Below are 13,057 nucleotides of genomic sequence, written 5' to 3'. Positions count from 1 at the left end.
CTTCATCGAGAAGGCGAGGTTGACGAGCTTGCGGAACCGGGTGTGGACGGGGGGGTCGGCGGTCAAGAGCGTGTCGACCGCCGGCCAGCCGGTGTCGAGGATGGCCTTCACCTCTGGGTCGTTCGCCCGCGCGCCCGAGAGCGCGTCCCCGAAGTCGTTGGAGAAGTCCTCCACGCGCCCCAGCACGTCGACGAGGGCATCGTAGCTCGCGACGTAGGTGATGGGGGTGCCGGGCACCTGGAAGACCGGGCACTTGGCGTGGACCTCTGCGTAGAAGTCCCACGGGTCGACGAGGACCTCGGGCGCGAAGGGGTGGCGGGAGAGGGCGGGCGCGTCGCTCATGGATCCAAGTGTAGCGCTGTCACCGCCCTGCGCCCGCCGCGCAAAAGGAACAGGCTAGGCCGAAGGAGAGGGGGCCATCTGCTTCATGAACTGGCCGAGGTCGAAATAGTCGCGCCAGGCGGTGATGCTGCCGTCGGCGACGTCGAAGGCCCCCATCACCCTGATGGCGAGCGTCCGCCCGTCGGCAAGCGTGAAGCGGTCGGTGCGCTCGGTCAGAACTGTTGGTCCGTTTGCGGCAATCGCGTGCACTTCCCACTCCATGCGGGTTGCCGGCAATTGGCCAAGAAATCCGCGCGCAGCGCTGCGGCCGTGGATGGTCGGCATGGGCACATTGTCATAGACCACATCTTCGGCAAGGAGCGCGCACGCACCATCAAGATCGAGCGCGTTGATACGGGCAAGAAAGGCTTCAACGGTTTCAAGCGGGGTCATGGGTGTCTCCTCACGGGTGGGCAGTGGCGCCGCCATCGACCACGATTGAAGTCGCAGTCACAAAGGCGGCATCGTCAGAGGCAAGGAAGGCGGCAACTCCGGCGATGTCCTCAGGTGTCCCAAGCCGCCTGAGGGCCGCCTTGTCGCGCCAGTAGGACGCGAATTCCGGCTGGGCTTCGAACGGGCCCCTTGTCATGCCAGAGAGGATGGCCCCAGGCTGGATGCAGGCAACCCGAATTCCCTTGGGCCCAAGCTCCACTCCAAGCGCGCGGGCAAGCCCAAGGACTCCGTGCTTGGCAGCAGCATAGGCCGCCATCCCCGCCTCTCCGAAGGCAGACATGACCGAGCCCGTCATGAGGATGACGCCATGGCCGCTTGCTTCGAGCAGCGGAAGGGAGGCTCGGCACAGGCGGAAGATGCTGGAAAGGTCGATTGCGAGCATCTCCTCCCAAAGCTGGTCGGGATGGCCTTCGAGAAGCTGCGCGGCCGTGATCCCGGCGTTTGCAAACAGGAGATCAAGCCCGCCGAGCTGCGCACGGGCCGCTTCCACCATCGCTTCGGCAGCACCGGGTGCGGCGACATCGAGCACAAGGTCACACCCCGCCTCACGGTCGACAGTCAAGACCGCCATGCCTTCAGCGCGCAAGCGCGCAGCCGTGGCGAAGCCGATTCCGCTTGCTGCACCAGTCACCAGCGCCCGCCGTCCCGCAAGCCCTCTCATGCGATCTCCAGGATCATCTTGCCCTCATTCGTGCCTTCGAACAGCCGCATGAAGGCAGCAAATGCCCGGTCGAGACCACACTCGATATGCTCGTCTGCCACCAGCCGGCCTTCGCGCAGCAGTTCCGCCATCGCTGCAATGCCTTGTGGCCACTCGGGCAGCCATTCCGAGACCAGGAAGCCGCGGATCGTCGCCTTCTTGACAATGAGCTGCCACAGGTTGCGTGCTCCCACTGGGGCTTCGGCATTATATTCGGAAATCAGGCCGCAGAGCGCGATGCGCGCGCCATCATTCAGGTTCATGAGAGCGCCATCGAGCGCGCTGCCCCCCACATTCTCGAACACAAGGTCCACACCTTCGGGTGCGGCTGCGCGAATCGCCTCGGCCATGGCAGCCGCATCTTTGCCGCGGTGGTCAATGGCAGCGGCATAGCCGTAGCGCTCGACGAGGCGCCGGCACTTCGCCTCGCCGCCTGCAATTCCGATCGTCTTGAGACCGCGCAGGCGCCCGAGCTGGCCGACCAGGCTGCCGACGGCGCCGGCAGCTGCCGAAACCAGGAGCGTCTGCCCCGGCTCGGGCTTCAGGACTCGCTCGACGCCGAACCAGGCCGTCATGCCAACCGCGCCTAGCACCGAGAGGAAATGGGTGGGCGAAGATGCGAGGCGCACGTCAATGGCGCTTGTGAAGCCATCGCTGCGCGCCACCGAATGAGTCTCAATCGCATTGAGGCCTACCACCCACTGGCCGGTCGGGAAGGCCGGGTTGCGGCTTTCGACCACTTCGCCAACCGTAGAGGCCCGGACGGCTTCGCCAAGCGGGACTGGCGGCATGTAGGAAGGTGCATCGTCGAGCCAGCCGCGGATGGCGGGGTCGAGCGAGGCAAAGCGGTTGGCAACCAGGAACTCGCCTTCGCCAAGTGCAGGCACCTCCGCCTCGGTGAGCGCGAAATCCGCTGCCACTGGCACGCCCTTTGGCCGTCGCACCAAGGTGAACCGGCGTCGCTTCATCCTCCGTCTCCCACCACCAATGTGACACCTGTCACCATTCGGCTCCGCGGCCCGGCCAGCCATGCCGAGGCGGCTGCCAGCCCCTCGGTCTTTGCCGCTTTGCCGGCACGCACCATGTTGACTCGCACTGGGGCCGGAAACGCGCCCGCCTCGACAGCTGCAATCCGGCAGAAATGTTCAATCGCCCCCGCCGCTGCTGCTCCTGCTGGCCCTTCACCTGGGCTTGCCATGATGCCGACCAGGCTGCCGCCAGCGCCGCGGTCCCTGAGCGCCCGCATCGCTTCCTGCATGCCGAGGACCACCCGCTCGACTTCGGCTTCCCAGAAGGTCCGGAAAAGATCGGCCGTCATTGCGTTCAGTCCTGCAGTCGCAAGGGCATCGCCCGCAAGAAGGATCGCGTGCAGCCGGTCACCCGCTTGCGCAAGCGCCCGGACCAGGGCGGCGCTGTCGCGTGCGTCGGGCGCGCAGGTCAGCACATGGAAGCCCTGATCCGCGAGCGCTTGGGCAACCGCTGCGCCCACTGCTGAGGCAGTGCCTGAGACCAGCGCAACCGGGGCTTCCTGCTCTTGCTGCGTCAAATGCTGTGTCATGGCCGGAGCGGCCTCATATCCGGTTGCTCAGCATCCAGCCGCCATCGACGACGAGTGCACAGGAGGGCAACTCCGCAAGGCAAAGAAAGACGATGGCCTCGGCCACATCCTGCGGCCGGCAATAGTCGCGCAAGGGGAGATTGGCGAAATTGGCCGGCTCCGCCCAATAGCTGTCAGGAAAACGCGCTTCCGTCATCGGTGTTCGGGTGCCGCCGGGGCAGACGGCATGGACCCGGATCCGGTCGCCGGCGGCGCACAATTCCGCCCCGATCGCGCGCACCATGGCAATGAGCGCCGCCTTGGCCGTGCCATAGGCAGTCGTCTGCATAACGGGCTTCATGCCAGCCACACTTGCGACAGCAACGATGGTGCCTGAGGCTGGCGTACCCTGCCGACGCATCTCGGCAACCGCGCGCGCAATCCCGAGAAACGCGCCTTCGACATGGACTCGCGCCTGGGCGCGGAAGTCCGCAAGCGCAAGATCAACGACGCGGCCAGCGCCAGCGATGCCCGCGTTGGAGACGAGGATGTCGAGCCGGCCGAAGCGGCGGATGACCTCGGCAATGGCTGCCTCCCATTGTGCATCGTCCGTCACATCGTGAGGAAAGAGCGCGCCCGAGGCGCGCATGTCGGTCCCAAGGACCCGGGCGCCGGCCGCCTCCAGCGCCGCGCAGGTGGCTGCCCCGATTCCGGACGCCGCGCCCGTCACCAGCGCCACTTGGCCTTCAAGACCGGCCCCGGCTGTCATCAAAGCTGCACCATCAGACGGCCGTTGACTTCCGCAACGCGATAGACGGCAAGCGGCGCCGAGGCCGGCGGCCCGAGCGGCTTGCCACTGGCAAGGTCGAAGCGGGCGCCGTGGTGTGGGCACACCAAAGCCTGCCCGCGCAGCCGTGCGCCGGCAAGCGGAAGGAGGGCATGGCTGCACGTGCCAGCAAGCGCGTGCAGGCAGCCGGCAGAATCGCGGGCGAACAGGAGCGGCGTGCCCTCCACCTCCCGCCAGACGCACTGGCCAGGAGCCACATCCGCCGGGCCGGCATCGATCCCTGGTGCCTCCTCCATGCTCCTCAACCCCGTCACCTATCGCCGGAATGCCCCGCCGTCCTTGCGCTCGTGCTGCCCTCTTGCATTTGAGAGCGCCAGACATAAGTGCGGAGGGGAGGGATGAGTGGCGCCGGGAGTGCAGTGGAGCTCCCGATTGCGCTAGGGCGCGGGCAGGCTGCGGTCCGCGCGGCAGACGGGTGAGGGAGAGGACGAGGGAGAGGATATGGGCCTCAAGGACGAGATCGCGGCGGTGACCGTCCGCCAGCTTTCCGACATCCGCGCGGCAGCCGAAGCGTTGCGCGACATTTCCTGGGAGCGCGCAAGGCTTCGCGTCGCAGTCGCAGACAACATCGCTTCCAAGCAGCCACTGACCGACGAAGATGGCGCCATCCTCGCTTCCGAAGTGTTCGGCTGGAACGCTCCGCACGAGCGCTGGTGGGCGGATTCGCGGCTTGCGCTCTCCTCGCCACTGCCGCGCGCCTGCCGCTATGAAAGCGAGACCTTCTGGGTCAACGCCGAGGGGTTCCGCACCCGCCAGCCCAACCGCTACCTTGATGCCATCGACTTGACGAACTTCGAGAAGCGGGCGCTGTGCAAGGCAGCGATCGTGGTTCCCATCCACCTTCCTTTCGGCCAGATCGGCGCCGTCTCCTTCAATGCTGCCGACCCGGAGCGGACCGATCTTTCCGTCGAGTTCGACGAACATTCCGACGAGCTCGCCCTCCTATCCCACCGCTTCGTGGCCGGCTGCGTCAAGGCCCACCGCACCCGCCACTGGCTCCCGGCCGACTGCCAGCTGACCAAGCGCGAAGTCGAGTGCCTGCGCTGGGCGTCGATCGGCAAGACCGACAAGGAAATCTCGCTCATCCTCGGCCGCAGCCATGCGACTGTCCGCTTCCACATCCAGAATGCCGGCGAGAAGCTTGATGCGGTCAACCGCTCGCAGACCATCTTCAAGGCCAGCCAGCTCGGCTATCTCGGAACGGCTGCCTGAGGCAGGAGCACATGACGAAGCTTGATTGGACAAGGGCAGGGCTGCCCAATCCCGACCCAGCCAGGGTACAGGATGTGGGCGTTCAGTGCCACCAGATTGGGCCAACCCTGCTTTCAGGAAGGTGAATGCGAAGCGCGACCCCGATTTGGCCTACCTTGCCCACTTAACAAAATGCGTTGAAGAACTAGAGCAAAAGGACTTTCCTAGCACTAAGACATTTCGAAAAAAGTTTAACGGTCACTTGAGAGACAGGGGTCAAAGAGAAATACAGTTTTACGAGAACGCAACATATAAAAGCGTGCTGAGGCGTATGCAGCTTGCTGTCGAGCGCTTTGAAAGATCTCGTTATTAAAAGGGGCGAGGATAAGCCGAAGTGCGAGAGTTAGCACCGGTATACGGCAGCAAGCGCCGGCTTACGGGTTTGAAGCTCTAGCGTTTGAAGCTCAGTCCGCCACCTTGAGCACCTGCTTGCCCCGGTTCTCGCCGGTGAAGAGGCGCATCAGCGTCCTCGGCGTGTTCTCAAAACCCTGCTGCTCGTCGATGCGGAAGGCGAGCTTCCCCTCCTTGACCAGGGCTGCGAGGCGTTTCCTGATGGCAGGGAACTCATTCGCCCAGTCGAGCACGATGAAGCCGCGCATGCTCGCCCGGCGGAACACCAGGTTGAAATAATTCTCCGGGCCCGCCGGCATGGTGCCGGTCTCGTAGCGCGAGATGCCGCCGCAGATGACAACGCGTGCACCCGTTGCGATTTCGCCCAGCATGTCATTCAGGATCCGCCCGCCGACATTGTCGAAGACGACATCGATTCCCGCCGGGCACAGTGCCTTGAGGCGCGCTCGCACATCCTCGGCCTTGTAGTCGATCGCAGCATCATACCCCGCCTCCTCAAGGAGCCAGCGGCACTTCTCCGCTCCGCCTGCAATCCCGATGGCGCGGGCACCCGCCACCTTGGCGAGCTGGCCCACAGTCGAGCCCGTCGCCCCTGCTGCCCCCGAGACGACGACGGTGTCCCCAGGCTTCGGCTCGCCAAGCTTGAAGAGACCGCACCAGGCCGTGAGCCCGGTCGTCCCCAAGACTGAGAGCATGGCCGTGGGCGGCAAGTCCGGGTGCACGGGCTCGAAGCCAGCGCCGTTGGTCAGGAGCCATTCTGTCCAGCCGGTCTGGCCAGCATAGAGACCGCCTTCCTTGAGGCGCGACGTGTTCGATTTGACGATTCGCACAATGCCCGAGCCTCGCATCACGTCGCCAATGGCCATGGGGGCCACATAGTCAGCAACATTCTCGGCCCAGCCCTTTTGTGCTGGGTCGAAGCCAAGCCAGACCACTTGCGCCAACGCCTCGCCGGGGCCGGGATCGTCGGCGATCTCGGTCTCAACAAGGGTGAAATCGCTGTCCTTCAATGGCCGACCACGGGGATGGTCGGCAAGCAGCCACTGGCGGGTCTTCATGGGATCCTCCTTTGCTGCTGCTCCTGCATGGCCGGCTTCTGCCATGCCAGCCATGAGCTTCGCTAGGGCCCCCAGGTGGCAAGCTGCGCCAGCACTTCGGCATGGACACGGCGATCGCCGGCAGCGACCACAGCGCCAGCACTCCCCACGCGCAACGGCTCGCCGCGCCAGTCGGTCATCACCCCGCCAGCCCCCAGCACCACGGGCACGAGTGCTGCCCAGTCATAGAGCTTGAGCCCCTCCTCAATGACGAGGTCGAGATGCCCGGCAGCGAGCAGCCCGTAATTGTGGCAGTCACCGCCAAGCAGCGTGTCGCGGGCACTTCGCGCAACCCGGTGGAAGGCGGCATGGCCGACAGCGGAGAAGGCTGCCGGATGCGTGGTTGCAAGATGCGCTGCCTGAAGCCCCGGGCAGGCGCGCACCCTGATTGGCACGCCATTGAGGCGTGTGCCTGGCCAGTCGCCGAGCTGGCCCACCCAGCGCTCGCCGGCAATCGGCTGGTCGATGATGCCCAGCACCGGCAGGCCGCGCTCGATGAGGGCGATGAGGGTTCCAAAGGTGGCGCGGCCGGCGATGAAGGCGCGGGTGCCGTCGATGGGGTCGAGCACCCACAGCCGTCGGGCCTCTGGCCGAGTGACGCCGAACTCCTCGCCAACGATCCCGTCCTTGGGCCGGTCCGCCTCGAGGATTTCGCGCATCGCCGCCTCCGCCTCGCGGTCGGCCACGGTCACGGGCGAGAAATCGGCCTTCGCCTCGACATCGAGCCGCTGGCGGAAATGGCGGCGCAGCACTTCGCCGGCGGCATCCGCAAGCCGGCTTGCGACCGCGAGATCGGCAGCAAGCCGCATCAGGCTGGGCCTTCTTCTGCCATCCCGAGCTCGTTCAAGATCCGTCCCCGGTCGCCATCGAGCGCCGGCGCTGGCGGCCGCGTCGCCGGGTCGGGCACGCCTGAGATCTTGACCGGGTTTCCCGCCACCTTCAGCGGCTGGCCATTGGCAAGAGCAGTTTCAACAAGCATGGTCCGCGCTGGGACTTGGGCCATGGCCAGCGCCTGCGATAGCCGGTTGACTGGCCCGGCCGGCACGCCGGCTTCGCCCAGGAGCTGGAGCCAGTGCGCTGCCGGCGCTGTCTTCAGTCGCGCTTCCACCAGCGCTTCGAGCGCAGCCTGGTTTTGCGTGCGTGCAGCGTTGGTCGCGAAGCGGTCGTCCCCGGCCAGCCCGTCGAGCCCGAGTGCTTCGGCGAGGCTGCGGAACAGCGAGTCGTTGCCGGCGGCCACCACGATGGGCGCGTCAGCGGTCATGAACGCCTGGAATGGCGTGATCGAGGGGTGGCGGCTCCCCAGCGGGCCGGGGTCCTCGCCTGAGACCATGAGCCGGGCAATGGCGTTCTCAAGGATGGCAAGCTGGCAGTCGAACATGGCGACATCGACATGGGCGCCAAGCCCCGTGCGTGCCCGCTTGATAAGCGCTGCCTCGATCCCGATCACAGTAAAGAGGCCAGCGACAATGTCGCCCAAAGACGTGCCCACCCGGACTGGCGGCTGGCCGGGGTGGCCAGTCACGCTCATGATCCCGCCCATTGCCTGGACGATGACATCATAGGCCGGCCGCGCCGCCTCGGGCCCGGTCTGGCCAAAGCCGCTGGTCGAGGCGAGGATCAAGCGCGGGTAACGGGCATGGAGCGCCTCCCAGCCATAGCCGAGCCGGGCAAGCGCACCAGGGCGGAAATTCTCTGCGAGCACGTCGGCCCGCCCCAAGAGCGCTTCGAACACCGCCCGGTCGGCAGGGGCCCGCAAGTCGAGCGCGATCGATTCCTTGCCGCGATTGATGCTGGCAAAATAGGCGCTCTCGCCAGCCACGAAGGGCGGGAAGGCGCGGGCGTCATCTCCGCCTTCGGGCACTTCCACCTTGATGACCCTGGCCCCGAGGTCGGCGAGCAGCATGGTCGCATAGGGCCCGGCAAGCACGCGCGTCAGATCAAGAACGGTCATGCCAGCAAGCGGAGAGGCCCTGTCCATTGGGGCGTGCGTATCGCGCCACGAGGATAAGGGGAAGGGCAGCAGGCGCTCTGCTCCGGCATGTGGCGCAGCCCAGCGTCTGCTGGCTCGCGCGCCGCGGCTGCAAGGCTTGGCAGCGCTGGAGGCCTAGGCTCAGAAGCGGAAGGCCGCCTCCACGCCATAGAGCGCCGGGAGCCCGCGGATGAAGGTCGGAATCCCAAAGGCACCGCCAGTGTTGCCAGCGTCGATGAGATACTCCCGGTCGAGCGCATTTCGGGCGAAACCGAGCAGCTGCCAGCGGCCATCGCGAGTCTCGATGCCGCCGCGCACATTCACAAGCGCAACCGGCCCCTGCGAGATGAGCGGCCGGTTAGGGAGCTCGAAGAACAGGCGTGACTGGTAGGTCGCTGTCGGTGTCACGAACAGGTTGAACTGGTCGCCGATGGGGAAGCGCGCGTCCACCCCGCCGGCGGCCTGCCACTTGGCTTGCAGCCGGAAGCGGTCGCCAGCGAAAATGCCATTCTCCTCCCGGTCGTCGATTCCCGCATCAATGTAGGCGGCATTGCCGAACAGGGTGACATTGCGCGTCGCCGCCCAGCTCAGCTCGGTCTCGATCCCGAAATTGCTCGCCGAGCCGGCGTTGCGGGTCACGAACTGGCCGCCCTCGTTCACCGTCACCTGGAAATTGTCGTAGGTCTGGTAGAAGATCCCGAGCGTCGTGTTGACCGGCCCCAGCCGGCCCTTCACTCCGCCTTCATAGTTCCAGACGACCTCCGCGGGCACGTCGCGCCTGAGCGGCACCGAGGGTCGGCCGGGCACCGGCCGCGCCGCGGTCAGCTGGACGATGGGCGACTTCCGGCCCTTGCCGACCGTTGCATAGAAATTGAGGGAATCGCTCGCGCGCAGGAGCAGGTTGGCGCGCGGCAGCAGGGCGTCATTCTCCCCTTCGGCCGAAAATGTCTGGCCATTGGTCGAGACGAAGGGGAGGAGCGGCGCCCGGCTGATGACGGCATTGGGCTGGTCCGCAAAATAGCTGCTCTGTCGCTTCTCTCTCAGGTAGCGCAGCCCGGCCGAAAGCTCGAGCCGCTCGGTCAGAGCCAGGGTCACATCCCCAAAGAGGCTCCAGTTGAAGATTTCCCCCCCGTTGCGGAACAGGGCGCGGTAGGGAAGCACCGAGAAGGCTCCCCCAGTCAGGATCCGGGTGGCAGCGGCCGCCCGCACGACGCCATTTGCATCAACGCAAGGAAGGCCAGGGATGAGCCTGGCTGCGCACTGGAGATAGATGCCCTCTTCCGTCGAGAAGGGCACCGCCTGGGTCCCGGTCTCGTAGAAGATGTTGAACCCGCCAAAGGCGCGGATCCGGCCGCCCGCATAGTTCACTCGGCTTTCGTGGCTGAACTGCTCGCCTTTCGCATTCTCGGCAAATTCAAGATACCAGGCCTGCGAGCCATCAGCGTCGAACACTTCGAGGCTGTCGAACTGACGCCAGCCGGTGATGGCGGTCAAGCTCCAGCGACTGTCGGCCGGCGTCAGGCGCGCGGTCAGGTTCAGGTCATAGACATTGCGGGTGAGCCCCAGTTTCTCGGCACCCAGCACCTCCTTCGAGAAGGGCGAGCCGGCAAGTTCGGCAAAGCTGTAGGGCGAGGTGTCGCCCCCCGTCGGCCGAAAACTTCCCGACTTGAAGGCAGTGCCCGGCGCCCGCTGGCCATCATAGGTGAAGACAAGGTCAAAGCGCAGATCCGCGACCGGCTTCAGCATCAGCGAGACCCTGACCCCGGTCTGGCCCTGGCCGTTCAAGTCGCTCTGGTCGATGCCGCCCGGACTCTGCGAGCCCGGCTCGCCGGCGATGTTGCGGACGACACCGTCCCGCCGCTTCCAGGCAGCTGCCACGCGCACACCAAAGGTCTCGGTTGCAGCATTGACAAAGCCCGACACCTGTTTCTGGGCGAAATTGCCGAAGGCGACTCGGGTCTCGCCCGCAACGCCCTCCACGACCGGCGCCGGTATCACCGAGACCGCGCCGATCGCCGCCGCGGTGCCAAAAAGCGTTGCCTGCGGGCCCTTCACCACTTCCACCCGCTCGATGTCGAACAGGTCGAAATAGGAGCTGCGCGAGCGCGAGACGTCCACGCCATTGTAATAGACGGTGACGCGGGCAGCTTCCTGCGCCGAGCCCGAATCGGACGTAATCCCGCGGATGACGAAACCGGGATTGTTCGGCGACTGCTCCTGGATGTTGAGGCCAGGCACGAAGGCCGAGAGCTGGTCAAACTGGGTCACACCGATCCGCTGCAACTGCGCACCGCTGTTGGCCGTAATCGTCACGGGCACATCGATGAGGCGCTGCTCGCTCTTCTGCGCTGTCACCACGATCTCGGATGCAAACAGGCCTTGGTCGCTTTCCTCCCCCTCCTGGGCGATTGCAGGTGTCGCGAGGCTGGCAAGCGAGGTGGCAAGCAGACGGAATGTCGAGCGCATCTTGTCCCCCGGAACGAAACAGCCTGCCGTTGGCGCCCGATTGTTGCACTGCAGCGAAGGCCATCTGACAATATGTTGACAGCAACTGGAAACCGCTGCGGCCTGTGCATGGCTGCTGTGGCCGGGGATCGCTTTGCGCCCCCTTGCGCGAGGCGCCTGTGTTGCCCAAGGGCGGCGGCGATGGGAAGCGTGTGCGACATTTCCTCCCCAGTGCCGCCGCCACCCGAGACGGTCGAAGTGAGGGAGCGCCGGGTCTGGTGTGATGGCGGCGAAGGTCCGCTCGGCCACCCCCGCGTCTATCTTGCCATCGATGCCCGCGGCTTTGTGGATTGCCCCTATTGTGACCGCCGCTTTGTCTTCGTGGGCGATGGTGCCGCCGCGGGCCACTGAGGGGCGCAAACCGGTCTTGGCCCCACTCGCGCAACGAGGACCCGGGCGCCAGGCGAGGGGGCATGGTGGGCCTAGGCTTCGCGGCTTCATGTCCGCAGTAAGACCAGCCTCGGCACGAGGCGCCGCGCAGCTTGCTCCAATCAAAGCTTGCGCGGCTCGGCCTGTCGTCGCACCACAGCCAAGGGAGGAGAGGCATGACCGGGCGATTTCACGGCAGGGTCGCGCTTGTGACCGGTGGCACCTCGGGGATCGGTGCTGGGGCAGTCGAGCGGCTGGCTGCCGAAGGCGCAGTCGTCCATTTCACGGGCTCGAAGGCGGAGGCCGGGGAAGCCCTCGCTGCCCGCACTGGCGGGATGTTCCACGCCCACCGGGTCGAGGATGCTGAGGGCTGGCCACCCCTGATCGAGGCCATCCTTGCTCGCCACGGCCGGCTCGACATCGCTTTCGCCAATGCTGGCACCGAGGCTGGTGACGCCAGCGTCGAGGACATCCGCCTGGAGGCCTGGCACCATGTGATGGGCGTGAACTTGACCGGCGCGATGCTGACCGTCCAGCACGCCATCCGCGCCATGCGGCAGAACCCCGAGGGCCCGGCGGGCGCCATCATCCTCAACTCGTCGATGAACGCCCACCGCGCCATGGGCAATTATGTTGCCTACTCGGTCTCGAAGTCGGGCATGTGCGCGCTCGCAAAATCGGCCGCCCTCCACTGCGCGACCAGCGGCACCGCCATCCGCGTCAACGCCATCCTCCCCGGCGTGGTTGAGACCGCGCTCATCGCCGAGGTGATCGCCCGCTCGCCCGATCCGGCCGCCGCGCGCGCTGCCTTCGAGGCCATGTCGCCGATGAAGCGGATGGCGAGCGTCGAGGATGTCACCGGCCTCGTCGCCTTCCTCGCCTCCGATGAAGCTCGCCACATCAACGGCGCCGAGCTGGTCATCGACGGCGCCTCGACTGCGGGCATGATGGGAGTCTAGGCCGGCGGCAGCGCCGACCTGTAGCTGCTAACCGTGAAGCTGCGGATCAGGCTGCGGTCGAACAGCCGCTCCTCGTCGGCGACGATTCTGGCGCGCACTTCGGGCACGGCGACCGCAGCCTGAAAGGCGGCGAGCCGGGCTGCGTCCGGAAAGTCGATCTCGAGCAGCACATCAACCTCGGCGGCCTCGCTCCCGCCTGTGACAGGCCGGAGGTAACGGCGCTCGTAGCGGGTGGCAAAACCGGCGAGCACTTCCTCGCCGATCTGCCGGTGCCGGGTCTCGTAATCGGCCACGAAATCGTCCCAGCTCATTCCGGGCCGGCGCTTCAGCAGGGTGACAAGCGTGATCGGGCCTTCGGTCATCGCGGCATACTCCGCAAGCCTTGCATCGGCTGCTCCATCATGGCTCTCCCTCCTGCCGGCCGGGCGGCCGCCATCCGGCACGGCGGCGGCACCCGCGTCAAGCCCGTCGCCGAAGCGGGCCCGTTCTTTTCACCGGGTGCCCCGACCGGTGCCGGCAGGCTATCGCTCTTCCGGGATCGCGGGGCCGGCGGGGAGGACCGAAATGGGTGCGCTGGACGGCAAGGTTGCAGTCGTGCTCGGGGCGGCAGGCCCCGGCAACATGGGGCAGGTCATCGC

14 protein-coding genes and 1 pseudogene are annotated in these 13,057 nt (G+C 66.3%); 3 read left to right on the top strand and 12 right to left on the bottom strand.

Features of this window, described 5'->3' with window-relative positions:
* From ACWIQA_RS10005 to ACWIQA_RS09975, 7 genes and pseudogenes are all read right to left on the bottom strand, one after another.
* Window positions 1–342 (bottom strand): annotated as a pseudogene (locus ACWIQA_RS10005) (hypothetical protein); the annotation flags it as partial.
* 54 nt (window positions 343–396) lie between these two features.
* On the bottom strand, window positions 397–774 hold the full coding sequence (locus ACWIQA_RS10000) for a limonene-1,2-epoxide hydrolase family protein (protein WP_448582930.1): 378 nt from the start codon (window positions 772–774) through the stop codon (window positions 397–399).
* A gap of 10 nt (window positions 775–784) precedes the next feature.
* Window positions 785–1,495, bottom strand: coding sequence for an SDR family NAD(P)-dependent oxidoreductase (locus tag ACWIQA_RS09995; RefSeq protein WP_448582929.1), 711 nt, complete (start codon window positions 1,493–1,495; stop codon window positions 785–787).
* Window positions 1,492–2,502 (bottom strand): NADP-dependent oxidoreductase, encoded by a 1,011-nt coding sequence (locus ACWIQA_RS09990; RefSeq protein ID WP_448582928.1) that lies wholly within the window; start codon window positions 2,500–2,502, stop codon window positions 1,492–1,494. Before ACWIQA_RS09990 ends, ACWIQA_RS09995 begins: the two co-directional genes overlap by 4 nt.
* Complete coding sequence (locus ACWIQA_RS09985) at window positions 2,499–3,092, bottom strand: hypothetical protein (protein ID WP_448582927.1); 594 nt, start codon at window positions 3,090–3,092, stop codon at window positions 2,499–2,501. The genes ACWIQA_RS09990 and ACWIQA_RS09985 overlap by 4 nt, the downstream gene beginning before the upstream one ends.
* A gap of 13 nt (window positions 3,093–3,105) precedes the next feature.
* On the bottom strand, window positions 3,106–3,840 hold the full coding sequence (locus tag ACWIQA_RS09980; protein WP_448582926.1) for an SDR family NAD(P)-dependent oxidoreductase: 735 nt from the start codon (window positions 3,838–3,840) through the stop codon (window positions 3,106–3,108).
* Window positions 3,840–4,154 (bottom strand): Rieske (2Fe-2S) protein, encoded by a 315-nt coding sequence (locus ACWIQA_RS09975; RefSeq protein WP_448582925.1) that lies wholly within the window; start codon window positions 4,152–4,154, stop codon window positions 3,840–3,842. Before ACWIQA_RS09975 ends, ACWIQA_RS09980 begins: the two co-directional genes overlap by 1 nt.
* A gap of 205 nt (window positions 4,155–4,359) precedes the next feature.
* Here ACWIQA_RS09975 and ACWIQA_RS09970 point away from each other — a divergent pair, with 205 nt between their 5' ends.
* The gene (locus ACWIQA_RS09970; protein WP_448582924.1) at window positions 4,360–5,130 is read left to right on the top strand and encodes a helix-turn-helix transcriptional regulator; all 771 of its coding nucleotides are present in this window, start codon (window positions 4,360–4,362) and stop codon (window positions 5,128–5,130) included.
* A gap of 443 nt (window positions 5,131–5,573) precedes the next feature.
* Here the strand turns inward: ACWIQA_RS09970 and ACWIQA_RS09965 are convergent, their stop codons facing one another.
* From ACWIQA_RS09965 to ACWIQA_RS09950, 4 genes are all read right to left on the bottom strand, one after another.
* Complete coding sequence (locus ACWIQA_RS09965) at window positions 5,574–6,632, bottom strand: NADP-dependent oxidoreductase (protein ID WP_448582923.1); 1,059 nt, start codon at window positions 6,630–6,632, stop codon at window positions 5,574–5,576.
* Window positions 6,633–6,640: 8 nt separating this feature from the next.
* On the bottom strand, window positions 6,641–7,426 hold the full coding sequence (locus tag ACWIQA_RS09960) for an inositol monophosphatase family protein (RefSeq protein WP_448582922.1): 786 nt from the start codon (window positions 7,424–7,426) through the stop codon (window positions 6,641–6,643).
* Entirely contained in the window at window positions 7,426–8,595 is a 1,170-nt protein-coding gene (locus ACWIQA_RS09955) for a CaiB/BaiF CoA transferase family protein (protein WP_448582921.1), read from the bottom strand. The genes ACWIQA_RS09960 and ACWIQA_RS09955 overlap by 1 nt, the downstream gene beginning before the upstream one ends.
* A 132-nt stretch (window positions 8,596–8,727) precedes the next feature.
* Entirely contained in the window at window positions 8,728–11,052 is a 2,325-nt protein-coding gene (locus ACWIQA_RS09950) for a TonB-dependent receptor (RefSeq protein WP_448582920.1), read from the bottom strand.
* 180 nt (window positions 11,053–11,232) lie between these two features.
* Between ACWIQA_RS09950 and ACWIQA_RS09945 the strand changes: the two genes are divergently transcribed.
* Both ACWIQA_RS09945 and ACWIQA_RS09940 read left to right on the top strand, forming a co-directional pair.
* A complete protein-coding gene (locus ACWIQA_RS09945; RefSeq protein WP_448582919.1) occupies window positions 11,233–11,442 on the top strand; it encodes a zinc-finger domain-containing protein in 210 nt (69 codons plus the stop codon).
* A gap of 194 nt (window positions 11,443–11,636) precedes the next feature.
* The gene (locus ACWIQA_RS09940; RefSeq protein ID WP_448582918.1) at window positions 11,637–12,419 is read left to right on the top strand and encodes an SDR family NAD(P)-dependent oxidoreductase; all 783 of its coding nucleotides are present in this window, start codon (window positions 11,637–11,639) and stop codon (window positions 12,417–12,419) included.
* Here ACWIQA_RS09940 and ACWIQA_RS09935 read toward each other — a convergent pair.
* Complete coding sequence (locus tag ACWIQA_RS09935) at window positions 12,416–12,781, bottom strand: EthD domain-containing protein (protein ID WP_448582917.1); 366 nt, start codon at window positions 12,779–12,781, stop codon at window positions 12,416–12,418. The genes ACWIQA_RS09940 and ACWIQA_RS09935 overlap by 4 nt on opposite strands.
* Between the last annotated feature and the right edge of the window lie 276 nt (window positions 12,782–13,057).

Source organism: Thermaurantiacus sp. (assembly GCF_053487655.1).
Note: the sequence above shows the minus strand (reverse complement) of the source record. Positions and strands in the feature narration are given on the sequence as shown.